18 protein-coding genes are annotated in these 23,701 nt (G+C 66.7%); 10 read left to right on the forward strand and 8 right to left on the reverse strand.

Translation table 11 applies throughout. The features are described 5' to 3' along the window. Positions 1-62: 62 nt before the first annotated feature. The 4 genes from ACQ5DX_RS22620 to ACQ5DX_RS22635 are packed head-to-tail and all read left to right on the forward strand — an operon-like array spanning position 63 to position 3,451. Positions 63-1,016 (forward strand): ABC transporter permease, encoded by a 954-nt coding sequence (locus tag ACQ5DX_RS22620; protein WP_430334716.1) that lies wholly within the window; start codon positions 63-65, stop codon positions 1,014-1,016. Then, the gene (locus ACQ5DX_RS22625) at positions 1,009-1,845 is read left to right on the forward strand and encodes an ABC transporter permease (RefSeq protein ID WP_430334717.1); all 837 of its coding nucleotides are present in this window, start codon (positions 1,009-1,011) and stop codon (positions 1,843-1,845) included. Before ACQ5DX_RS22620 ends, ACQ5DX_RS22625 begins: the two co-directional genes overlap by 8 nt. Continuing rightward, positions 1,842-2,768 carry an ABC transporter ATP-binding protein gene (locus ACQ5DX_RS22630; protein ID WP_430334718.1) on the forward strand — a complete coding sequence of 309 codons (927 nt, stop codon included), beginning with the start codon at positions 1,842-1,844 and terminating at the stop codon, positions 2,766-2,768. The genes ACQ5DX_RS22625 and ACQ5DX_RS22630 overlap by 4 nt, the downstream gene beginning before the upstream one ends. Next, positions 2,765-3,451, forward strand: coding sequence for an ABC transporter ATP-binding protein (locus ACQ5DX_RS22635; RefSeq protein WP_430334719.1), 687 nt, complete (start codon positions 2,765-2,767; stop codon positions 3,449-3,451). Before ACQ5DX_RS22630 ends, ACQ5DX_RS22635 begins: the two co-directional genes overlap by 4 nt. Here the strand turns inward: ACQ5DX_RS22635 and ACQ5DX_RS22640 are convergent. The 3 genes from ACQ5DX_RS22640 to ACQ5DX_RS22650 form a co-directional block, all read right to left on the reverse strand. Then, the gene (locus tag ACQ5DX_RS22640) at positions 3,412-4,947 is read right to left on the reverse strand and encodes an acetyl-CoA hydrolase/transferase family protein (protein WP_430335775.1); all 1,536 of its coding nucleotides are present in this window, start codon (positions 4,945-4,947) and stop codon (positions 3,412-3,414) included. The two genes, ACQ5DX_RS22635 and ACQ5DX_RS22640, sit on opposite strands and share 40 nt — an antisense overlap. A gap of 194 nt (positions 4,948-5,141) precedes the next feature. Beyond that, on the reverse strand, positions 5,142-5,468 hold the full coding sequence (locus tag ACQ5DX_RS22645; RefSeq protein ID WP_430334720.1) for a branched-chain amino acid transporter permease: 327 nt from the start codon (positions 5,466-5,468) through the stop codon (positions 5,142-5,144). After that, the gene (locus ACQ5DX_RS22650) at positions 5,461-6,198 is read right to left on the reverse strand and encodes an AzlC family ABC transporter permease (protein WP_430334721.1); all 738 of its coding nucleotides are present in this window, start codon (positions 6,196-6,198) and stop codon (positions 5,461-5,463) included. The genes ACQ5DX_RS22645 and ACQ5DX_RS22650 overlap by 8 nt, the downstream gene beginning before the upstream one ends. A gap of 79 nt (positions 6,199-6,277) precedes the next feature. On the opposite strand from ACQ5DX_RS22650, the gene ACQ5DX_RS22655 reads away from it, so the two are divergent. From ACQ5DX_RS22655 to ACQ5DX_RS22665, 3 genes are all read left to right on the forward strand, one after another. After that, a complete protein-coding gene (locus tag ACQ5DX_RS22655; RefSeq protein WP_430334722.1) occupies positions 6,278-6,712 on the forward strand; it encodes an Lrp/AsnC family transcriptional regulator in 435 nt (144 codons plus the stop codon). A gap of 165 nt (positions 6,713-6,877) precedes the next feature. After that, positions 6,878-9,631 carry a helix-turn-helix transcriptional regulator gene (locus ACQ5DX_RS22660; RefSeq protein WP_430334723.1) on the forward strand — a complete coding sequence of 918 codons (2,754 nt, stop codon included), beginning with the start codon at positions 6,878-6,880 and terminating at the stop codon, positions 9,629-9,631. 218 nt (positions 9,632-9,849) lie between these two features. Then, positions 9,850-10,767, forward strand: coding sequence for an AraC family transcriptional regulator (locus ACQ5DX_RS22665; RefSeq protein WP_430334724.1), 918 nt, complete (start codon positions 9,850-9,852; stop codon positions 10,765-10,767). Between the two features lie 478 nt (positions 10,768-11,245). On the opposite strand, the gene ACQ5DX_RS22670 is transcribed toward ACQ5DX_RS22665, so the two are convergent. Further along, positions 11,246-15,022, reverse strand: coding sequence for a DUF7507 domain-containing protein (locus tag ACQ5DX_RS22670; protein WP_430334725.1), 3,777 nt, complete (start codon positions 15,020-15,022; stop codon positions 11,246-11,248). Positions 15,023-15,509: 487 nt separating this feature from the next. On the opposite strand from ACQ5DX_RS22670, the gene ACQ5DX_RS22675 reads away from it, so the two are divergent. The 3 genes from ACQ5DX_RS22675 to ACQ5DX_RS22685 all read left to right on the forward strand — a co-directional run bounded on the left by ACQ5DX_RS22675 (position 15,510) and on the right by ACQ5DX_RS22685 (position 20,124). Further along, complete coding sequence (locus tag ACQ5DX_RS22675) at positions 15,510-16,166, forward strand: class F sortase (protein ID WP_430334726.1); 657 nt, start codon at positions 15,510-15,512, stop codon at positions 16,164-16,166. Positions 16,167-16,665: 499 nt separating this feature from the next. Then, positions 16,666-18,912 (forward strand): LuxR C-terminal-related transcriptional regulator, encoded by a 2,247-nt coding sequence (locus ACQ5DX_RS22680; protein WP_430334727.1) that lies wholly within the window; start codon positions 16,666-16,668, stop codon positions 18,910-18,912. Between the two features lie 390 nt (positions 18,913-19,302). Then, positions 19,303-20,124, forward strand: a complete 822-nt coding sequence (locus tag ACQ5DX_RS22685) for a M23 family metallopeptidase (RefSeq protein ID WP_430334728.1) — start codon at positions 19,303-19,305, stop codon at positions 20,122-20,124. Here the strand turns inward: ACQ5DX_RS22685 and ACQ5DX_RS22690 are convergent. From ACQ5DX_RS22690 to ACQ5DX_RS22705, 4 genes are all read right to left on the reverse strand, one after another. Further along, the gene (locus ACQ5DX_RS22690) at positions 20,114-21,667 is read right to left on the reverse strand and encodes an acyl-CoA synthetase (RefSeq protein ID WP_430334729.1); all 1,554 of its coding nucleotides are present in this window, start codon (positions 21,665-21,667) and stop codon (positions 20,114-20,116) included. The genes ACQ5DX_RS22685 and ACQ5DX_RS22690 overlap by 11 nt on opposite strands. A 79-nt stretch (positions 21,668-21,746) precedes the next feature. After that, positions 21,747-22,118, reverse strand: coding sequence for a limonene-1,2-epoxide hydrolase family protein (locus ACQ5DX_RS22695; protein WP_430334730.1), 372 nt, complete (start codon positions 22,116-22,118; stop codon positions 21,747-21,749). After that, a complete protein-coding gene (locus tag ACQ5DX_RS22700) occupies positions 22,115-23,032 on the reverse strand; it encodes a helix-turn-helix domain-containing protein (protein ID WP_430334731.1) in 918 nt (305 codons plus the stop codon). The genes ACQ5DX_RS22695 and ACQ5DX_RS22700 overlap by 4 nt, the downstream gene beginning before the upstream one ends. After that, on the reverse strand, positions 23,029-23,625 hold the full coding sequence (locus tag ACQ5DX_RS22705; protein ID WP_430334732.1) for a TetR/AcrR family transcriptional regulator: 597 nt from the start codon (positions 23,623-23,625) through the stop codon (positions 23,029-23,031). Before ACQ5DX_RS22705 ends, ACQ5DX_RS22700 begins: the two co-directional genes overlap by 4 nt. Positions 23,626-23,701: the final 76 nt, after the last annotated feature.

Raw genomic sequence — 23,701 nt, forward strand, 5'->3', positions numbered from 1 at the left:
CGGAGACCGCCGTCGCCGCACCGCGGCGCGGTCCTCGGACCCGCCGCCGCGAGGTGGCCCGAATGGCACTGCGCCGGGCCGCTTTCGCGGTGCCGCTGCTCGTGGCGGTGTCGGCGGCGCTGTTCGCGCTCGCGTCGCGGTCACCGTTCGATCCGCTCGCCGGCTACCTCGGCGACCGGTACACGACCACCAGCGACGCCGACCGCGCCCGCCTCGCCGACGAACTGGGTCTGCACGACCCGTGGTGGGCGACCTACGGGCACTGGGTGCGTGGGCTGCTCTCCGGCGACCTCGGGACCTCCCGCAGCTTCGGGCAGCCCGTCGCGGCGGTGATCGCCCAACGTCTGCCGTGGACGCTGTTGCTGACGTGCCTCGGCCTCGGTCTGGCGATCGCGCTCTCGTTCGTGCTCGGGGTGTGGTCGGGTGCGCGGCCGGGCGGGCTGCTGGACCGGGTGGTGGCGCCGCTCGCCGCCGTCGTGCAGGCCACGCCGCCGTTCGTGCTCTCGCTCGGCGCGGTCGCGGTGTTCGCGCTGTCGCTGGGCTGGCTGCCCGTCGCGGGACTCACCGACGCGGGCGCCGATCCGTCGCTCGGGCAGGTAGCCGAGCACCTCGTGCTGCCCGTGACGGTGCTCGCGGTGTCGCAGGTGCCGTGGCTGACGATGTCGGTGCGGCAGTCGGCGCGCGACGCGATCGGGTCGGACGCCGTCCGCGGCGCCCGGGCCCGCGGGATCCCGGAACGGACGATCCTGCTGCGCCACGTCGTCCCGGTGGCGCTGGGGCCGTTCGCGACCGTGATCGGCCTGCGCCTGCCCGAGATCATCGTGGGCGCGGCGATCGTCGAGGAGGTGTTCTCGTGGCCCGGGATCGCCGGCGCCGTGGTCACGTCCGCGCGCGAACTCGACTTCCCGCTGCTGGCGGCGCTCACCGTCGGCACCACACTGATCGTGCTGATCGGGTCGCTGCTCGCCGATGTCGCGCTGACGCTGCTCGATCCGCGGGTGAGCGCCGATGGGTAGGCTTGCGCGCCTCGACCGCCGACTGTTCGTGTCGACGGCCGTGCTCGCCGCGATCGTCGCGTACGCACTTCTCGTGCCGTGGCTCGCCGGGGTCGACGATCGGCTCACCGACTTCGCCGACGCGCGGCTGGCCCCGAGCGCCGAGCACTGGTTCGGCACCGACAACGCCGGACGCGACCTGTTCGTCCGGGTGGCCGCCGGACTGCGGGTCTCGCTGCTGATCGCCGCGGTGTGCGCCGTCGCCTCCACCGTCCTGGGCACCGGGATCGGTGTGGCCGCCGCAACTTTCGGTGGTTGGACCGACCGGATCGTGATGCGCGTGGTCGACGGCGTCAACGCGCTCCCCCACCTGCTGCTGGGCATCGTGATCGTGGCGCTGTTCCGGGGCAGCATCCCGGCGATCGTCGCGTCGATCGCACTGACCCACTGGACGCAGGTGGCGCGCATCGCCCGCTCCGAGGTCCTCGGGGTGCGGGGCCGCGAGTACGTCGACGCCGCGCACCTCGCGGGCGCGGGACGACGGCACGTCATGCGGCACCATCTGGCACCGGCGGCGGCCGGCCAGGCCCTGGTCGCGGTGGGGCTACTCCTCCCGCACGCCGTCTGGCACGAGACGACACTGTCGTTCCTCGGCCTCGGCCTGCCACCGCACCAACCGTCACTGGGAACGCTTCTGCAGGAAGCACGTTCGACGCTCCTTCTCGGCGGGTGGTGGACGCTGGCGTTCCCGTCGCTGCTGTTGATCGCCGCCACGCTCGCGGTCGCCGGGATCGGCGCGGCGCTGCGCGACCGGATCAACCCACCGATCCTGGAGAGGACGCCGCGATGACCGCCGCACTCACCGTCGACGCGCTCACGGTCCGGATCCCGGTCCGGGCCGGCACCGTGCACGCCGCCACCGACGTCGGGCTGACCCTTGAAACCGGGCGCACGCATGCCCTGGTCGGCGAATCCGGTTGCGGGAAGTCGATAGTGGCGTCCGCCCTTTGCGGGTTGCTGCCGTCGAACGCGCAGGTGTCGGGCTCGATCCGGTTGACGTCCGGCGCCGATCCGGTGGAGATCGTGGGTGCCCCCGAGCGCGTGCTGCGCACCGTGCGCGGCCGGCGGATCGCCCTGGTCCCCCAGTCGGCCGCGACCTACCTGACGCCGGTCCGCACGGTCGGTGCACAGCTGGACGAGACCCTCCTTCATCTCGAAAGCCGTTACGGCATCGACGAACTCCTCGACCGTGTCGGCCTGAACGCTAGCTGCCGGGACTTGTATCCGCACCAGCTGTCCGGCGGGATGGCACAGCGGGCCGCGGTCGCGTTCGCGCTGGCCGGGGACCCGGAGGTGATCGCGGCGGACGAGCCGACGTCCAGCCTGGATCCGGCGCTCACCGAACGGATCCTCACGCTGTTGGACGGCTGCGCGGAGGCGGGCGCCGCGGTCCTCCTGATCACCCACGACATCGCCGCGGTCACCGGGCACGCCGACACCGTGTCGGTGATGTATGCCGGACGGATCCTCGAATCCGGTCCGGCCGCAGCCGTTCTCGACGATCCCTGGCACGACTACACCAAGGACCTAGTGGCCGCCCTGCCCCGCAACGGCCTGCGCCCGCTGCCGGGCTCGCCCCCGGAACTGACCGACCTGCCCGACGACTGCGTCTATCACCTGCGCCGACCCGACACCGCCTTCTCGGGCGGCCCGACGCACCTGCTCCGCACTGGGGACCGCGTGGTGCGCACCCGCGTGGGAGGTCGGCCGTGAGCCTGGCAGCCGAGGGCATCCACACCGGTCACGATCACGGCATCCCGGTCCTCGACGGTGTGGGACTGGAGATTCCGCGCGGCCGGGCCATCGGATTGACCGGCCCGTCGGGTGCGGGCAAGACCACGCTCGCGCGGGTGTGCGCGCTGCTGCACCGCCCGTGGTCGGGCCGGGTCAGCGTCGACGGCGTCGAGGTGTCGCGCCGCGCCGACGCGCCGACGGAGACCCGGCGGGCGATCGCGATGCTGTTCCAGTCGCCGCGCCAGTCGACGTCGCCGCGCCTGACGCTCGAGCGGATCGTCACCGAACCGCTGCTCGTGTCCCGGGTGCCCCGGGCCGAGCGGGCCGCCGTCGTCCGCGACGCCGCCGCGCGGGTGGGCCTCACCACCGATCTACTGGGGCGGCGCCCCCACCAGGTGAGCGACGGGCAGCTGCAACGAGCCTGTCTTGCAAGGGCTCTGGTGCAGCGTCCGCGTTACCTGATCTGCGACGAGATGACCGCGATGCTCGACCCGGCGACCACCGCGTCCCTCGTGGCGGTACTGCGCGAGGCGGTGCGCTCCGGGCTGGGCATACTCGCGGTCAGCCACGACCGCGCGCTGCTGGACGTGTGGGCCGACGACGTCGTCGAACTGCCGGACCGTCAGTTGCGCAGCATCGAACCCGTCTCTTCGAACCGCTGATGGAACGAGAGGGATTCGCCCAGCAGGTGCGGGGTGTGCCCGGCCGACGGCGACCGCTCGGCCCGGTCGACGTAGTCGAGCAGCATCGCCCGGTACTCCGGGTGCGCGCACTTGTCGATGACGACGCGAGACCGCTTGCGCGGCGACAGCCCTCGCAGATCTGCGAGCCCCTGCTCGGTGACGAGCACCTGGACGTCGTGCTCGGTGTGGTCGACGTGCGGGACCATCGGCACGATCGACGAGATCGCCCCACCCTTCGCGGTGGACGGGCTCAGGAACATCGACAGGTAGCCGTTGCGCGCGAAGTCGCCGGAGCCGCCGATGCCGTTCATGATCTTGGTGCCCATGACATGCGTCGAGTTCACGTTGCCGTAGATGTCGGCCTCGAGCATGCCGTTCATCGCGATGATGCCGAGGCGCCGGACGATCTCCGGATGGTTGCTGATCTCCTGCGGGCGCAGCACGATGTGCTTGCGGTAGAAGTCGATATTCGACACCAGTTCGTCGATGCCGGCGTCCGAGAGCGCCAGTGACGTCGCGGACGCGTACCGCACGGTGCCGTGCTTGATGAGGTGCAGCATCCCGTCCTGGATCACCTCGGAGAAGCAGGTCAGCCCCTTGTGCGGGCCGGCGTCGAGGCCCTGCAGCACCGCGTTCGCCACGTTGCCGATGCCCGACTGCAGCGGCAGCAGGCCGTCGGCGGGGAGCCGACCCTTCGCGACCTCGTGCTCGAAGAAGTCGATCACGTGCGCGGCGATGGCCTGACTGATCTCGTCGGGCGCCGCGAGCGGGCTGGCGCTGTCGCGCGTGTCGGTCTCGACGACGGCGACCACCTTGTTCGGGTCGACCCTCAGGGTGGGCTGGCCGATGCGGTCCTCGACCGAGGTGAGCTGGATCGGCTTGCGGTACGGCGGCAGCGCGGTGCCGTAGTAGATGTCGTGGATGCCGGCCATCCCCTCGGGCACCCACGAGTTGACCTCGAGGATGACCCTGTCGGCCACGTCGAGCCACGTCTTGTTGTTGCCGATCGACGCCGACGGGATCAGCTCGCCGGCCTCGGTGATGCCGGCGACCTCGACCACCGCGACGTCGACGTTGCCGTAGTAGCCCTCCCACACCTGCTGTGCGACGTGCGAGAGGTGGATGTCGACGTAGTCCATCCGGCCGCTGTTGATGTTGCGGCGGGCGGTCGGCTCCGACTGGTAGGGCATGCGCAGCGAGATGCCGTCGACCTCCGCCAGCAGCCGCTCGGTGCCGGTGGACACCGAGGCGCCCGTCAGGAGGTTGATGGTGAAGTTCGCCCCGGCACCGCGGACCGCGTGGATGCGCTCGGCGAGCGCGGGGATGATCGCCTTGGGCGTCCCGGCGCTGGCGAAGCCGCTGATCGCGACGGTGTCGTGCGGGTGGATGAACTCGACGGCCGCCGCGGCGGAGGTCACCTTGTTCCGGAACACCGAGCTGCGGATACGGGTCGATCCCGGGGTGGGGTTCGACAGCGATCCGGCTTCATCCACGTGCGACGTCACAGTGACAAGGCTAACGCTCGACACGCCGGTGAAGTTGCGTCCACAAACAAACGAAATGCCTCTGACATGCGGGTTCCGTCACAGAATCGACGATTGCGGATCGGTGACGGGCCCGGAATGTGCGACGAGCGCGCCGATCACCGCGACGAACTGCGTACTCCAGCTCAGCCGAACACCCAATTCTGGAGAACCACGTATGCGGCGGTGCCGCCCACGATGCTCAGCAGGGCGTGCGAGCGCCACAGGTGCAGGCCGACCGTGACCGCGAGCGCGGTGCCGGCGGGCACGAGCGACGCGGGCGCGAACGTCACGTCGCGCAGGGTGTAGACGGCGAGGATCAGCATGATCCCCACCGGCATGTGCGCGCCCAGGTAGTGCACCAGCGTCGACGAGCGCAGCGGTGCGATCACCGCGAACGGCACCGCCCGCAGCGCGAACGTCACCGCCATGATCACGGCCAGCGCGGCGAGGATGTATCTCAGATCAGGCATGCGCTGACCTCCCGTGGCGGTGCAGGAGGAACCGGACGAGGAGTGCGCCGACGAACAGACCCATCGCGACCACCAGCATCTGGTCGCGCGCCACCACGAGCGCGACCAGTGCGCTCAGCAGCGCGAGGATCGGCGTCGGGATGTCCCGGCGGGCACGGAAGGCGTCGACGGCCAGCACCACGAACAGCGCGGTCAGCGCGAAGTCGAGCCCGGTCAGCTGCATCGGGAGCGCGCTGCCGAACAGGGCGCCGGTCACGCCGCCGAGCACCCAGTACAGCTGGCAGAACACCTGGATGAACAGGATGCGCCGACTGCTCAGCGACTCCGGGTCCTTGGCCGCCGCGACGGCGTACGCCTCGTCGGTGAGCGCGTACATGCTGTAGACCCGCGCGGCGCGTCCCCGCACCCGGTGCAGCGGGAAGGACAGCGCGTAGAACACGTGCCGGAAGTTCACCAGCAACGTCGTCATCGCGATCGACGCGAGCGGGGTCACGGCCAGCACGAGCCCGATCGCCAGGAACTCGAGCGAGCCCGCGTAGATCATCAGGGAGAAGATCGGCGCCCACCACCAGTGGAAGCCGGACTGGACCAGCAGCAGACCGAACGCCAGGCCGAGCGGGAAGAGCCCGAAGCCCACCGATACCGTGTCGCGGGCCGCGGCCCGGAGATCCGACCGACGCGACGCGGCGGGCGGGGCGTCGAGGCCCTGATCGGTAAACGCACTGGTCACGCGGCAATAATAGTGCTGAACGAGAAGCATTTGATTGCCGGATATTGCCTCCGAGGACCATCCGGCGCAATATTCTGCTGTGGATGATCTGGATCGCGCAATATTACGCGAGCTGCGGGCCAACGCCCGACTCACCAATGCCGAACTGGCCGACCGGGTCGGCCTGACCCCGTCGCCCTGCCTGCGGCGGGTCCGCCGCCTCGAAGCCGACGGGGTGATCGTCGGCTATCACGCCGTCGTGGACCCGGACGCCGTCGGGCGCGGCTGCGAGGTGATCGTCAACGCCGAGATCGTCTCGCAGGACCGCAAGACCGTCGAGGAGTTCGAGACCGAGGTGGGCTCCTTCGACGAGGTGGTCGAATTCCGGCGGATGATCGGCCTCCCGGACTACTTCATCCGCGTCGCCGTCCCCGACCTCAACGCGTTCGAGGTCTTCCTGCGCACCAAGCTCATGGAGCAGCCGGCGATCTCGAAGATCGAATCGCACCTGACGATGAAGAAGCTGAAGGGCTGAGCAAGATACAGGAATCACGTCGGCCGGTTTCAACAAATGCCAACTCGAGTTCTCGAGTCGGGCATTTCACCCTGATTCCACCCCTCCTCGGTCCGCAGCGACCGAAGTTATGTAACTAACTTTGTACCTATCGGCACTGTCGGGGTAGCTGAGGAGTACAGGAAAATGGTTATCGACACCGGGGCGCGTGCCCATGGCCGAGCACACGCTTCTCATCAGTTCGGACGAGGGCTCGACAACGCCCGCTCCGGCTCAGGATCGGCATTGGTTCTGACAGGTACCAGGCAGTCCGGGCGCACCCATCTGCTCGACGAGGTATGTCGGATGCACGAGGGCCGGACCATCTTCCTCACCGGTCTACGCGAATCCGATCTCTCACCCCTGGCGGTGTTTCACCCGCTTTTCACCCGCATCGGGATAGACGAGAACACCCTCATCCGTGCGGTTCCCGAAAACCGCAGATCGGCCACAGATGATGTCGGGGCAATCATCGGCGACCGGGTGCTGTCGGCCCTCGAATCCTTCGATGCGGGCGAACACGCGCTGCTCATCGCCGTTGACGACGCCGATGTCCTGCCGCCTTCGTGTATCGCGGTCCTCGGCTACGTGGCTCGACGCCTCGCAAAAACAAGGGTGTTCCTCGTCCTCGTCTCCGGGACCGGGGTCGACCCGCGCCTTCAGCCGCTCCCTCAGTTGCCGATGTACACGATGACGCTCGCGGAGTCGCGTGCTCTGATCAAGTCGGTCACCGGTGAAGAGCCGCCGCTGTCCACGCTTTTCGAGCTACACCGTATAGGCCACGGCAACCCTGTCGATGTCCGGGAGCTGTGTGAGCAGCTGACAACCGATCAGCTGACCGGACTTGCAGCACTCCCCGAACCGGCCGTGGTGGCGGATTCTCGCACCGCCCGGTGGCGCGATGTCGTGTCGAACCTGACCGCTGCCCAACGAACCGCACTCACTGTTCTGTCGATAGTGCGAACCGTGGAACCCGGCCACCTGATCCAAGCGCTCCGTTCGGAATTCGATTCAGGCAGCGATTTCGACACCGAGCTCGCCGCACTGGTGAGCGCGGGCCACGTCGAATCGATTCGTCACGTAGTGCAGGTACGAAACCACCTCGACCGCGCTGCGATCTATACGATTGCCGCGCCGAAGCTGCGCAGCGACTGCCACCGCATTGTCGAGGCGCACTCGCTGCTCGGGGAGCGGCCCGCTCTGGCAACCGCGAATCGGGCCTTCACGGCTGATCCGATCGTCGTACCCATCAACGAAATGATCCGCCGAACAGACGAACTGGCATTGAACGGTGAAGCGTCACTGGCTGTCCAAGTACTCCGCACAGCTCTCGACACGTCGGACGCGGTCCGGCGATCCCGTCTGGCGGCGCATGCCCTCCGAATTGTGACCGGATGGGGGTTCTTCGCCGACGCCGCTCAGTTCACCCGCTATATCGAGCCGCAACTGCTGCCGCCGGGTGAGGCTGCCGAGGCCACGGTCGCCCAGCTACTCCTCAACTACCTGCAGGATGAAGCGTTCGACGAGGTGAGCGCTCGGAACATCGTGGATGCGCTCACGTCTCGATGCCCGGACTCTGCGTCCAGGCTCGCCGGCGTCGTGGGCTACCTCCACGTGTGTCGAAACGACACCGAAGAGGCCCGTCGCGTGCTGGCCGCCGTCGACAGGATATGTGGTTCGGAATCAGGTCCAGTGCACGCGGTGTCGCTCGCAATGGCTCATCTCGCGGTCGTCGACGGCACACCAGAGCCTGCAGACCGACAGCTGTCGTCGCGTGTGGCCAAGGTCCGCGAGAAGGACTGCTTCGCAGAATCCGTGATGTCGACGCACATGCTCCAGAAACTCGGTCGCCACCACGACGCGATGAACGATCTCGAACGCCTCTCGACGAAAGCTATCTCCCCTGTAGAACGCGCGATCGTGATGGCACTGCGCGTAGACGGCGAACTTTTCGCCGGAAGCATCGACGCAGCCCGAGCACTGTGGGACGAAGCCGAAACCCTGGTACCGGCCGAGAACTGTCTCCCTTCTCTGCGCCTGTCCCAGCGCATCCAGATCCTCGGGCTCATAGGGCGGTTTCAGGAAGTCGATGAGCTCGCGGACCGCATTCACGCAACCCCGTTCTCACGCGCGTACCGCACCAACGAGTCTCGGCTGTTGTGGGCATTGGGACAGATCGCGCTGATGCGCGGCGACTACGTATCCTCCATCTCACTGTTGGAGCAGAGCATCGATGCGTTCGACACGGTCGGAGGATGCTGGCAGCTGCAGCGGCATGTGGATCTGATCGAAGCGTTTGTGCGTTCGGGCCAGCCGGAGATGGGCGATAAGGTACTGCGCACGCTCGGGGCGCGTCTGGGCGCTCGACAATCGCCCAGCACAAAGGCGACCTTCGCACGCGGTGAACTGCTCGTCGCCAAGTCACCGGACGAAGCGCGCATGGCACTGTCACGGGCACTCGGACCTCGAACCGCCCCTGCCCCCACACTCGAGCGCGCACGGGCACATGCAATCTATGCCGATCGTCTGAGGGACGAATCCGAGAACATCTCTCATCAGCACCCACTACGCACGGCACACGCGCTGTTCACCCGCATCGGCGCCCTCGGCTGGGCCGACGCGGTGGGGGCAAGTTCGGCGACCGACGAATCAACCGACCTACGTCTCGATCAGCTGACCGAGCAAGAGAATCAAATCGTCGAGCTGGCCCTTCAGGGTCTCCGGAACCGTGACATCGCGCGGCGGATGTTCCTCGCGCAGCGCACGGTCGAGAAGCGACTCACTGCCGTGTTCCGGAAGCTCGGAGTTCGCTCTCGAGCCGAGCTGTTCGCCTTCGTAGCGCCGGAGGATCAGGCCGGATCCGGCGCCGCACCTCTCGCACCTCACCAGCAGATCAGCTGAGGGTCGGAGAAGCTGCGCGTACCAGGTGTGCGGGCACCGTGCGGTAACGCGCACGATGCCCGCACCGGACAGCGGAGTCGACCCCGCATTCATAAGGTCGACGCATAACCACCGTGCAGGGGAGCGCGGCGCCGTGGAGGATTGACCTGTCCGTGGCCTGAACGCTCCCGAGCGGCGTCGTGAAGATCGAAACGCGTGGCAAGCAAGGGAAGTAACGGATGATCTCCGAGTGGAGCCTCGAAGGCTACGAGGGGCTGCGTCAGGTCCGAAAGCACACGCGGGTGGAGACACCCCACCCTGAGGAGTTCTACGTGCGCGGGGTAACTGTGCCGATGGCGACAGTGACTGTCAGTCGAGTGACGCTGTCCCCCCACCGTCAGGTAGGAACTGGCTGCATCACAACTGAATACGCCTCGATGTGCGTAGTTCTCAGCGGCGCGGTAACCCTGCGCACTGATTCGGGTCCGGAACATTTGCACCGGGGCCAGGTGTACTCACCGCACCGTACTCCCGGCGATTGGCTGGATGTGGCCACGCCTGCGCAACTCGTCATCGTCAACCCGCGCCAGGTCGCTCCAGATCGACAACCGCCGCCTGCCGAGAGGAACGGCTTCGACAGCTGGCACATGGCTGAGCCGTCACTCTTGCTGTTCGAGTCCCTGTGTGACTGGTTGTGCGCGGCATCGCCGGAAGCACCGACAGATTCGATCGACGCTGCCGGCACGACCCTGTTGACGCTCCTCGGCCATCCGGACAACACAGGCGGACAGGAGCTTCGCGGATCAGCACCCTCCGCCGTGTACGAGGAGGCAATGCGCATCGTCGATGCGGAGTTCCGCGACCCCCACCTCAACGCACCGTCGCTCGCCAAGCGTCTGCGAGTATCGCTCCGGACGCTTCACCGCGCCTTCGAATCTCGTGCGATGTCGATCTCCAAAGAGATCCGTCGACGACGGATCGAGCATGCGGAGATACTCCTTCGGAACCCGCGCTACTCGTCCATGCCGGTCTCCGAGATCGCGAGGATCTCAGGAGCCCCTTCCATCGCGTATCTGCGAATGGCCATCAAGGAGAAGCACGACGTCAGCCCGACGCAGCTTCGCGAAATGTCGATGGTCGGTGTCCCGAGCGCCTAGCTGGTCGGTCCCAGCATCAGCACCGAGCTCCGTTGTGCCCGACTGATCGTTCGGCAACGCTTCGGCCGGTGCAGTATCCAATCGCGCCAGATGGCGGCGTCCAGAACCACCCTGACGTAGCCGATGGCGCTTCTGGTCGTCTGACTCGTGCAATGAACACTTCGATAACACTCGACCCGATACGGTTGAGGATCGCTCTCGATGAATGTCACCAACACCGGTATTCGATCCGTTCGCCCACACCGATCCGAGGCACCGACGATCGTCCATCGAGGCATTGGCTTCCGGCGCGCCTGTTGCAGAATTCGATTCGTGGGCACATCCTCCCGCCACATCACTCCGGCCCGCAGCGGTAGATGATGCCTTGGGCAAGCCCTCCTATGAGGTCGGACATTTCGCATGTGTGATGCGTAAAGGACGGGCCGTAGCTGTTGCTACGGCCCGTCCCTTGCATGTGTCTACGTCAATCGGACGTCAGTTACCCATTCCGTCGACGCCGGAGAATGACACCACCGACAGCGAGTGCGGCCACCAGGACCACACCACCAGCGGCGAGCAAACCGGTGTTCATACCGGACTCACCCGCGCCGGCACCGGAATCGATTCGAGCGCCCTGCGCCGAATTGGTTCCGGGCTTTCCGTTTCCGGACTGGGAGTTTCCGTTGCCGGTGCTCTGGCCGGCCGGGCTACCACCGTTACCGTTACCGGTTCCGTTGCCGCCATTGCCAGTTCCATTGCCTCCGTTGCCGTTGCCGTTGCCCGGCTGCTCAGGCTTCTCGGCGGGTGTACCCGTCGAACCGGTGGACGAGCCCTGCGAACCGGTGGACGAGCCGGCCGATCCGGTCGGCAGATCCACCGAACCACCTAGGTCCAGCGAACCCAAGCCCAGTGAACCCAGCGCAAGCGAACCCAGGGCGAGCGAGCCCGTGCCCGGGATGCTGCCGGTGAAGCCCTTCTTCTTGATGGTCTTCTCCGACGGCGCGCTCTCGATCGGATCACCCGAGACGGTTTTACCCGTCGCGACAGCCGCATCCGTGACGGCGCCGAACTTCACGTCCGCCTCCGACACCGTGTACTCCGCGGTGCACTCCATCGATTCGCCCGGCGCCAACGACGTCTGCGGGCACGAGATCGCGCTCAGGTTGTCGTCGGATGCCGGAGCCTCCTGCTTGTCGGTCACCGACACGTCCGTGGCGGTCACGTTGCCGGTGTTGGTCACCGAGAACTTGTACGGAATCTTCTGACCCGCCTTGGTGATCTCCGTCGCCGTCGACGACTTCACCACCGACAGATCCGGATTCGCACCCGACGTCTCGATCTCCTTACCCGACTCCGGGCTCGTGACCGAACCGCCCTGCGGATCCGTACCCGACGCGGTCGCCGCATCGGCGATCTTGCCGTGATCGAAGTCGGCCTGGCTCACCGTGTACTCCGCGGTGCAGTCCATCGACGCACCCGGCGCCAACGACGTCTGCGGGCAGCTGATCGCGCTCATGTTCGCAGCGTCCGCCGGAGCGGTCTGCGTGTCCGTGATCGTGATGCCCGACATCGTCACGTTGCCGGTGTTGATCACCGAGAACGTGTACGGCACCTTCTGACCGACCTCGCTGATCGCCGCCGTTGTCGACGACTTCACCACCGTCAGAGCCGGATTCGTACCCGACGTCTCGATCTCCTTGCCCGACTCCGGGCTCTTCACCTCACCGCCCTGCGGATCCGCGCCCGACGCAGTAGCCGCATCGGAGATCTTGCCGTGATCGTAATCGGCCTGGCTCACCGTGTACTCCGCGGTGCACGTCATCGACTTACCCGGTGCCAGCGACGTCTCCGGGCAGGAGACGGGGCTCATGTTCGCCGCATCTGCCGGCGCAACCTGAGTGTCGGTGACGGTGATGTTCTTCATCGTGACGTTGCCGGTGTTGGTCACCTCGAACGAGTACGGCACCTTCTGACCCGCACCAGTGATCTCCGTCGTCGACGACGACTTCACCACCGACAGAGCCGGATCAGCACCGGAGGCGGTGATCTCCTTGTCCGACGGCGTCGAATCGACCGGCTGGTCCTTCGGATCCTTACCGGACGCCATCGCGGAGTCCTTGATCGACCCGTGGTCGAAGTCGGCCTGGCTCACCGTGTACTCCGCGGTGCACGTCATCGACCTACCCGGCGCCAACTCCGTCCCCGGGCACGACACCGGGCTCATGTTCGCGGAATCCGCGGGCGCAACTTGCGTGTCGGTGACCGCGATGTCCTTGACCGTCACGTTGCCGGTGTTGGTCACCTCGAACGAGAACGGCACCTTCTGACCGACCTGAGTGATCGCGGTCGCGGTCGACGACTTCACGACCGTCAGACCACCCTCGGCTCCGGTCACGCCGACCTCTAGACCCGACTCCGGGCTGTCGACCGGATCACCCTGGGGGTTCTTGCCCGTGGCCTTCGCAATGTCGGTGATCTTGCCGTGGTCGAAGTCGACCTGCGAGACGGTGTACTCCGCGGTGCACGTCATCGACTTACCAGGCGCCACAGAGGTATCCGGGCAGCTGACCGGGCTCAGGTTCTGGTCATCGGCCGGCGCAACCTGCGCGTCGACCACGTTCACGTCGGAGACCGTCACGTTGCCGGTGTTCTTCACCTCGAACGTGTAGGGCACCTTCTGGCCGACCTCGGTGATCTCGGTGGCGGTCGACGACTTCACCACCGTCAGCGCCGAATCGGCACCCGTCGCCGGGATCTGCTTCTCCGACGGCGGCGAATCCACAGGATTGCCGGTCTCGGTCTTCCCGGTCGCCTTCGCCGAGTCCTTGACCGACCCGTGGTCGAAATCAGCCTGCGAGACGGTGTATTCGGCGCTGCACGTCATCGACTTACCCGGCGCCAAATCGGTGGCCGGGCAGCTGACCGGGCTGAGGTTCGCGTCGTCAGCCGGTGCAACCTGCGTGTCGGACACCACGATGTCCTTGACCGGCGTCTTCCCGGTGTTCGTCACCTCGAAGGTGTACGGGATCTTCTGGCCCACCTCGGTGACGTCCGTCGCCGTCGACGACTTCACCACCGACAACCCGCCGATCAGACCGGTGTTCGTCACCGTGCACTTGTAGTCGTGCGGATCGGTCACCGTCAGCGTCCACGGACCGGTGCCCGACGTCCCCACCGGCTGACCCGTCGTCACATCCGTGCACGAGATCGCCGGCGAGTAGTCGGCCATCGTGCTCGACGACCCCGCCGCCAACGCATCGGTGATCGTGTACGTGGCGCCCTGGGACACCGGCCAGTCCGTCGTGGACACCGAGGTTCCCGTGCCCGACGTCGTCGCCGACGTCAGCGTGGTGCCACCGGCATTGTTGAGCCCGACCGTGAACTGATCCGCCGTCTGAACACGACCGTCGACCGTCTTCGACACCGTCACAGTCGGAATCGCAGCCGTCGCGCACCGCGCACCGTCGTTACCGCCTGAAGCCGGACCAGTCGCCAAGAGGTTCCCGGTCTTCGTCTTCGGATCGACTCGGAAGATCCGGCCAGTGACGTTGTCCGAACCGTAGAGGTAGCCCTTCGCATCCGCATACAGGGCACCGAAAGCTGTAGCACTGTCCAGCCCTGTGATTGCGCCGAGATCCGACATTGCGTGCGTGGACATGTCAAACTTCCACAAATGGTGGTCGTTGGCGATCCCGTAGAGGGCTCTGCCAATCGCGGTCCAGTCGGCGAGTTGGACCCCGGCGGGCAGAGTGCCCGATGCGAGGACCTTGCCATACGTGGGCGATCCCGGTGCGTAGTCGATCTCGTACCACGGCGAGTTGTTCGAGGAGCTTGTCGCCCAGTAGTGGCCCGCAGCGTCGACGTCACCGGTGTTGAAGAACGAAGGGTTTGGTATTCCGGCAGGAAGCGGAAGTTCAGTCTCGGAGAGGTCGCTCCCGATACGGACTGGAACGTACTTCTCCAAGTCCCACCCGTAGATGTAGTTGTCGAGCACGTTGTAACCCACACCATTGAGCACCCGCGTGGTGCTTCCCATCAATGACGTAGCACCGGTCGCCAGGTCCACCTTGGTGACCGTCTTCGATCCGTCGCCGGGCGCCTGGAACAGGTACCCGTAGGCGTCACACGTGAACGTCGGCTGCGGCGCGGCCGCGGCCGTCGGCGCGGCCAACCCCGCCGTGAAAGCCGTCAGTGACAACAACAGCGACGACGTGAGAGCCGTGGCCTTCGCGGCGCGCCGAAGAGCGCCTGACCGTTTGCGTATGCGACTGGACAATCCAACTCCTTTCGAGGCTGTGAATTTTGCATCCCGATGAGTGTTCGAGCCTCAGGAGAGCCGGATTCGCGTGAAACACGCTGTCCCCCCGGTGAGTCCAAGCAGGATTTCTCATCGTCTTGTGTGATGCGTGTGCCGCCCCGACTCGCGGCACAGCACGACCACGACGCTAACTGCCCGAAATGCACCACTCCCGCCGTGGCGCGAAATGACGTGCACCTGGCGCAAAAGTGCACGTTTGTACTACAGCGACTTGAGCGAAAACGAAATATGTTGCCCCCGCCTGCCATTGGGATAGACCGTTACCCCATGGCGCAAATCTGCAGACCCCTGGCGCTAAAATACACTTGCGCAATCGAGCACCAAATACTCTAATTCCCAACGCGCCCGCGGTGTTCTAGAGTTTTCACGGCGTGATACTCAGGCGGTCTCGCCGCCGAAACGGCCCCCGCGCACGGGTCGAGCCGAGAGCAAACGGGGGGGATCGATGGGCAGACACAGGCACGTGAGCCGCGCCGGCAATCGACTCCTGGCCCTAGCCCTTTTCGTACTTCTCGCCGCCGGCGGCGGATTGATCTACGCCGCGATCGGCGCGGCCGGCAAACCGCTCACCGCACCCATCCCCGACGCCCCGTTCGGCGTCGGCGCGGCCGCGGACCCGAACACCGAGTGGGCACCGCCGCCCACCGACCTCGGTCCCAACACCCTGGCCATCCCGGACCTCGATATCCGCACGGAGGTCGTCGCCACCGGGATCGGATCCAGGGGCGGCATGGTGCTCCCCGAACCGTCCAAGGTGTCGCACCTCGACAACGGCGTGGAGTACGGCGCGCCCGAGGGAACCAATCTGGTCGCCGGCCATGTCGATGACGGTGACCGCACCCACGGTGCGATGTGGGCCCTCCACCAAATCAAGCCGGGAACACCGATCTACGCCACCGACGACACCGGTCACATGTGGACCTACCGCACGACCAGCCTCGAGCTGCACGACAAGGGCGCGTTGCCGATCGAGTTCTTCGCAACCACCGGAGCACCCCGGCTCGTGCTGGTGACATGTGGCGGTGAGACCGTACCCGACCCATACCTGCCGTCCGGGTTCACCTACAAGGACAACGTCGTCGTCACCGCCGATCCCATCTGATCGAGCGCGGCCGGCACGGCAGGTTACAAACAAGACACGGAACAGTCGGTTCGACCTGTCGCCGAACAGGTCCGATAATTAACACGCCTTTCGGACGCCCTACCGCTTCGACAGGCTGCCAGAAACTGCTTCGCGGCCCGGGCACCAGGTCCGCACAGTTCGAAGGGTATCGATGGTCACCGAAGGCTTCCGGGTGTCCGAACGCGCGCCCGAGTGGGTTCCTCCACCTGCGCGGCTCCTGTCGCGCCTTGGCAGGAACTGCCCGCTCGTCGTGGTCCGGGCGCCGCGCGGTTTCGGGAAGTCGACGTTGGTTACAGATTGGACCCAATCGGGATCGAGTGCGGGATACGTCGCGGTCGGGATTCCGCCGCCGGACGATCCAATCGACTCGGACCGCTACTGGGAGCTCGTCGCGACCCGACTTGTCGCGGCAGGCGCCATCGGTCCTGAAAGGGTGCGCCCGGTCCGGTCATGGGCGGATACGGTCCGGCACGGCCTCATGAAGGCGTCCGCGCCAGTCCGGCTTGCACTCGAACGTGTCGACTTGGTCGATGCGTCGGACCTCGAGCGGGAGATCCTGGATCTCGTCGACGCATGTCACCACGTGGACGTCGTCGTGACGATGACCGGTCGACCGATCTTCACCGACCCGCTCCTGCTGGACCCGACACACGACCTACTCGACGGCGACAGTTTGATCTTCACTGGTGATGACATACGAGAGTTGTTCCGCACCTGCTCGATCGACTTGAAGAAGGAAGAGGTCGAGATCATCCGGCAATTGACCGGTGGCCAATCCTCTCTCATGCCGGTGGCTCTGCGGATTTCGGCCGAACTCCCTGTGCTCCCCCACCGACTACAACTCCTCGAACGCTATCTCGCCGAGGCTGTCACGGCCGAGGTCCGCACAACGATTCTCGCTGCACCCGAGATCGCGCCGCACCGTCAGTTTCTACTGTCGATATCGACAGCGCGCACCGTCTCCGCCGAAGTTGCCACTTTCCTCGGTGCTGGTCCGGACTCGACAGCGCAACTAACCGCACTCGAGAACGCCGGTGTCGTGGAGCATCTCGCGACAACACCGAAGGGAGACACCTGGCGCCTTGCGCCGGCCGTGCGCACCGCTCTTCTCGAGGCACGGCGTGAGGCCGGCACCGATCCCGAGGCGGACCTGTCCCTCCTTGCGCGATTTCACCTCGACCGTGACGAACGAGCTGCGGCACTCGGATGTGCCGCCGAAGCGTACAACTGGTCCGTCGTAGTGCCTCTGCTCACGGACCACTGGTACGACCTTCTCGGGTCCGACATGACGGCGGTACGCGAGGTGATGCTCAAACTTCCTGAATCCGTGACCGCCACGCATCCGCGGTTCCGCGAGCGTCGAGAAGTGTTGCAGGGACTGGATAGCGCCGCGTTCGGAAGCCTGCCGGCGACGAAACACCATCGACCGCTCGATGAGACCGGCACCATCCGCGCCGGGTCACATCGGGCGATCATGCTCCGCCTGGCCGGCGAGTACAGCAGCGCCACACAGCTCACGCGGCGGATCGGGACGATTCTCGACCGAGCGCTCGCAGGCCGACCAGCGGCGGAATTGACCTACGGCCTGGCCTTCATGCGATTGCAGCGAGGGCTGACGTACCAACTCGACGGAAACATCACCGCATCCGTCGCGGAACTCCAGCGCGCGTACCGGCTCGGGTCTGTGCAAGGGATCGACTTCATTGCCCGGAATTCGGCTCACAACATCGCACTCAACTGGGCGTTCGTCGGCGAGCCCCAGAGAGCTCGAGAATGGCTCGCACACGAGCGAGACGGATCGTCGACCGACACGATGACCGAGCGGCTCATCGAGGTCGGCCGACATGTAGCAACGGCACTCGTTTCGCTGGACACCCTCGACTTCGACACGGCACGCACTGCGCTGGGCAAGTTGCGGCGCCTTCCGCCGGTGATAGAACTGTGGCCGTACATCGTGTACGCACGCTGCCGGTACGCCATTGCGTGCGCGGATCCGCGCATCGGTCTGCGCGCGCTCGAACAGTTCGCCGAACAGCGAGCCAGGGCACGCGGAGGCTTCGTCACCTCACTGATCGACGCCGTCGAGATCGAGGTGCACCTCGCCAACGGACGGGGTTGGCGTGCCGTCCAGCTCGCGGAGTCGACGTCGAACACCACCCCCTGGACGGTGGTGGCGAAAGCGCGCGCACTGTTCGTCACCGGCGACCACGACGCTGCGATCGACACCTGCCGTCGTTACGACTGGTTCAGCGGCCCGTACACCCGCCCGCACCTCGAGGCACACGTCGTCGAGGCCGCAGCGCTGTACTCCACCGGCAACGAGACAGCCGCCGTCCAGTCGTGGACCCGGGCGTGCGCGATCGCGGCCCGCACCGAGATCAGCGGTGTATTCGCCACCGTCCCCAGCCGCGTCGTCGCCGCACTCCACGCCCTCACCGACGAGTCGTCCTACCTCGTCACCGAGTTCCTGGCGTCCGGGCGCACCGATCACTACCCGTCGACCGTCTCGCTGCCCACGCTGACGGAACGCGAGGAACAGGTGCTTGCCAGCCTCACCCAAGGCCTCAGCTCGCGCCAGATCGCGGAAGCTCTCACCATCACGCCGGCCACCGTCAAGGGTCACCGCAAAACCCTGTACCGCAAACTCGGCGTGCACAGCGAAGCAGAGGCGGTGGACGCCGGCCGCAGGCTGGGCATCGTGACCGAGCCCGAGACCCATCCGTGAGATTGCGGTCACGCCCCGTTCCGTCGACCGCAACGGTTCGGGCCGGCCTCCACCAGCAGGAGACATACCGGTCCGTACTGCTATTTCACAGTGACGTAATTCCACGGAGGAGAGCCGACCCCCGGACGTCCCGACCTCAACGAACACCCTTTCGCAGAGGCGTCCGACCGGTCGGAATCAGTCAGGCTGCCCGCTTCGGAAACGTCCGATTGGCGGAGTAAATGACCTTGACCTGCGCGTTTGCTCTCAACCGGTCGGTTTCTTACATCTTCAAGGTAAAGATTCGGTCACGGTGGACTAGTCGATATCACTTTGTTACTTTGCCGTGACGAAAGATCCGAGGTTGCCGTCCCAAGGGACCAACCAGAGACCACAAATGAGGTACCCACTGTGGCCGATAACCACAGCACGCTTAGTTCCGCACACCAGACTGCCACGACCGCCCACGGTCGCCGCTCCGCGAAGGTCGCGGTGGTCGCCGCCGCCACCGGCGCACTGCTCGCAGGAAGCGTGCAGATCGGCGCCGCCACCGCGTCCGCGGCGCCCCTGCGCCTGCCGGATGTCGGCAACATCCAGCTCCAGCTGCCGGCCGGCCAGTTCCTGCCCGGCGTCAACATCCCGGCCCTCTCCGACACCGCGCAGCAGGCGTGGACCCCGCCCTCGGCCGATCGGTGGACACCCGCACCCAAGCTGGTCGCACCGGCACCCGCACCCGCACCGCAGGCGGCACCGATGCCCGCGCCCCTACCCGCCCCGGCGCCGGAGGCCGCACCGGCCCCCGCACCGATGCCGGAACCGGTGATCGCACCGCCGCCGCGCCCGCTGTTCGTCCAGCCCGTGTCGGGCTTCCTCACCTCCAGCTACGGTCCGCGCTGGGGTACGCACCACAACGGCATCGATATCGGCGCCAACCTCGGCACGCCGATCTTCTCGGCCGCGGACGGCGTCGTCATCAACGCCGGCCCCGCGTCCGGCTTCGGCCAGTGGGTCCGCGTCCAGCACGACGACGGCGCCATCACCGTGTACGGCCATGTCGACACCTACATCGTGAGCGTCGGCGAGCGGGTGCTTGCCGGTGAGCAGATCGCCACGGTCGGCAACCGCGGCCAGTCCACCGGCCCGCACCTCCACTTCGAAGTCTGGGATCCGGACGGCTACCAGGTCGATCCGCAGATCTGGCTGCCCGAGCACGGAGTCGGCCTCACCTGGTAGGAACTCCCACCGCACCGGAGTCGCCGCGCAGTTCGCGCTTGAGGAGCTTGCCGCTCTGATTGCGCGGCAGCGCGGTGACGAAGCGAATTCGCTTGGGCACCTTGAAGGGTGCGATGTGCTGCCGGGCGTGCTCGATGAGTACGTCGGCGGTGATCGCGTCCGAGTCGGCGTCGTCGCGCAGTACGACGACCGCCGTCACCGCCTCGATCCACTTGTCGTCCGGAACGCCGATCACGGCCACCTCCGCCACCGCGGGATGCGTGTAGAGGGCGTCCTCCACCTCACGAGACGCGACCAGGATGCCACCGGTGTTGATCACGTCCTTGATGCGGTCCACGACCGTGATGTACCCCGCCGAATCGCGGGTCACCATGTCGCCGGAATGGAACCAGCCGTCCCGGAACGCCTCCGCGGTGGCCTCGGGATTGTCCCAATACCCTTGGCACAGTTGCGGAGAGCGGTACAGGACCTCGCCCGACTCGCCGTCGGGCACGTCGTTACCGTCGGCGTCCACCACCCTGGTCTCGACGAAGAACACCGGCCGCCCGCACGACGACGGACGCTCGGCGTGTTCCTCCGGTCCGAGCACGGTCGCGAGCGGTCCGATCTCCGACTGCCCGAAACAGTTGTAGAAGCCGAGGTCCGGGTAGCGCTCGCGGAGACGGTTCAGCACGGTGACCGGCATGATCGACGCACCGTACTGTGCCTTCTTCAGCGACGAAAGATCGCGGGTCTCCAGGTCCGGATGCCCGGCGAGCGGGACCCACACCGTCGGCGCCAGGAACAGCGAGCCGATGCGGTCGGCCTCGATGCGACGCAGGATCTCGGGAATGTCCGGCGTCTGCATCAGGTGCACGGTCGCGCCCACCGACAGGTAGGGAAGCATGAACACGTGCATCCCCGCCGAGTGGTAGAGCGGCATGCAGATCAGCGGATTGTCGTTGGCGTTCAGCCCGAGCGCGATCACCGACGACACGTACTCGTGAACGAGTGCACCGTGGGTCATCATGGCGCCCTTGGGCTTCGACGTCGTCCCCGACGTGTAGAGGAGCTGGACGAGATCGCCGCTCGACGCGCCGCAGGCCAACGGCGGAACGTCACCGGCCCCTGCGTGGTCGAGCAGCGAGCCGGAGGTGTCGCGCAGCGGGACCACGTGCTCGACGTGGAGATCCGTGCGCACCGATTCGAGGTTGGCGCCCAGCGCGGGGTCCACGAGCACCGCCCGAGTTCCGGACTGCGCCAGCAGGTAGTGCAGTTCGCCGCCGGTCAGCGCGTAGTTCACCGGCACGTGGACCAGGCCGGCGCGGGCGCAGGCCAGGAAGCCGATGACGTAGGCGTCGGAGTTGACACCGTACCCCGCCACCCGGTCGCCGGACGCGAGCCCGAGTCCGAGCAGGTGTCCGGCGGCGCGGGTGACGGCGTCGTCGAGTTCGCGGTACGTCCAGGTCCTGTCGCCGAATACCAGAGCAGTGCGATCGGGTTGTCTTGCGGCGGCCCGACGGAGCACTCCGTCGACGGTGTCGATGCGCGGGTCCTCACTCATGTGACGCAGGTTATAGGACGTCCAACTATTGCGTAAGGGCTTTCTTTCCGCGAACGGGTTGTGTAGCTTCGCGCGACGTTCAGCCGCCGAAGGCTGCGGTGATCGCGCCCATGTCGAAATAGTCCCGCCAGGCAGCGATCTTGCCGTCGACCACCTCGAACACGCCCATCACCGGCAGCGGGGTCTCCTTGCCGAGCCCACGCAGCACGTCGGTGCGCTCGTTCATCACGACGCCGTCGTGCTCCACCTGCCGGTGGATGCGGAAGTCGATGCCGTCGAACGTGCCCAGAAAGCCCTCGAGGAACTCCCGGATGGCATCGCGACCCTTGACGGGTTCCATCGGAATGTTGTGGTACACCGCATCTTCGGTGAAGTAGCTCGCGAGGACGGCGGGGTCGGGATCGGCCCACAAACCACAGAACTCCGTGACCAGGTCCGCGGCAGCGCTCATGTGTTCACTCCTGTTCTCGTATCCAGTTCCCGAGCAGTTCGGGTCAACTGTTCGATGTAGTGTGCCCGCTCCTCGCGGGAAGCGGACGACTTCAGCGGCCCGATCTGCAACTCCCACACCGCACGGCCGGCGGCGTCGAACACCGGGGCTACCAGGTAGCTGATCGGAAGCGCTTCGTCGCCTGCCAGATCACTTGCGTTGTAAGGTCGTCCGCTGATTCCGGCGAGCAGTGTCCGCACCCGCTCGCGCAGCGCGTGACGGGTGGGATCCTCGGCAAGGTGTTCGACCACCTCGGCCAGGACGTCGAGCATGCCGGGATCGGCCGCGGCGATCCCCCACACCCCGACGCCGGTCGACTGGATGCAGTGCAGTGCCGCGGCCAACTCGGGACGCCGCTCGGGCGCAGCCGTCCCGAGCCACGCCCGCTGACGCGCCTGGTCCGTGAACGCGATCACCGCGGCCCCGGCCGGGGCGCGCAACGGCACCGTCCAGCCCGTCGCGATGCCCGCCGGCAGCCGGCCCCGACCCGGGTCCACCGCCAGGAAGGTGAGGTCGTTGGAGGTGACCACCGCCAACCCCGCGCCGCAGTCCACCTGCGCCGACAGCCGGGCGAGCGCGTCGTCGAGACCCGGGAGCACCCCCATGGTGCGACGCGCGGCGGCCCCGGGGCCGATCAGTCCCGGGCCGAGCCGATACGCCAGATCGATCTCGCGGCGCACCCACCCGCGGGCGTCGAGGGCGCCGAGAATCGCGGCCACCGTCGACCGGCTGAGCCGCAGCGTGTCCGCCACCTGCGCGATGGTGCACGGCGCGCCGCGAGCGGCCAGTAGTTCCACCACCGAGACGACCCGATCGGTCGGCGGCGACACCGCACCACCCCGCGCGCGCTCCAGGCTTCCCCCGCCCTCGCTCACCGCGGCAGCAGACCGTGCAGCAGCAGGTCGACGAGCGTCGACGAGAGCCGCTCCTGATCCTGGACGTCCCGCGCCGACTGCGCGAAGATCGAGGCGCCGGCGATGATGTCGAGCAGGGTGTCGGGGTCGACACCTTCGCGCACTTCGCCGGATTCGACCCCCCGGGCGATCCGCTCACCGAGTTGCTCGCGGATCACCTCGATCTGGTCCGTGACCAACGTCTGCCGCAGTTCCGGGTCACTGCGACCCTCGCTCATCAGCCCCGGCACGGCCTCGCGCGCGGCCGCATCGCCGAAGAGCGCGACCGCGCCGAACGTCAGCCGGGCGATCTCCTCGGCGATCTCGAGGTCGTCGGACACGTTCTCGGACTCCATCACCGGGTACACCGCGTCGTGCACGATGTGCGCCTTCGACGGCCAGCGCCGATAGATGGCGGGCCGCCCCACACCGGCGCGGGTCGCGATCGCGTCGATCGAGGTGCCGGCGTATCCGTTCTCGACCAACAGCTCCCGCGTCGCCCGCAGGACAGCCTCGTCGATCGCGGGATTTCGCTGCGGCCCGAGGCGGTGCTGGATCTGCCGCTTCCTGGGCATCGAAGTGACCCCTTGCGTCGAAGTGTGATGGTCGTTACATTGTGTCACGTCATAGACGATACGCAATGTATCGACT

Source organism: Rhodococcus sp. ACT016 (assembly GCF_050477185.1).
GTDB lineage: Bacteria > Actinomycetota > Actinomycetes > Mycobacteriales > Mycobacteriaceae > Prescottella.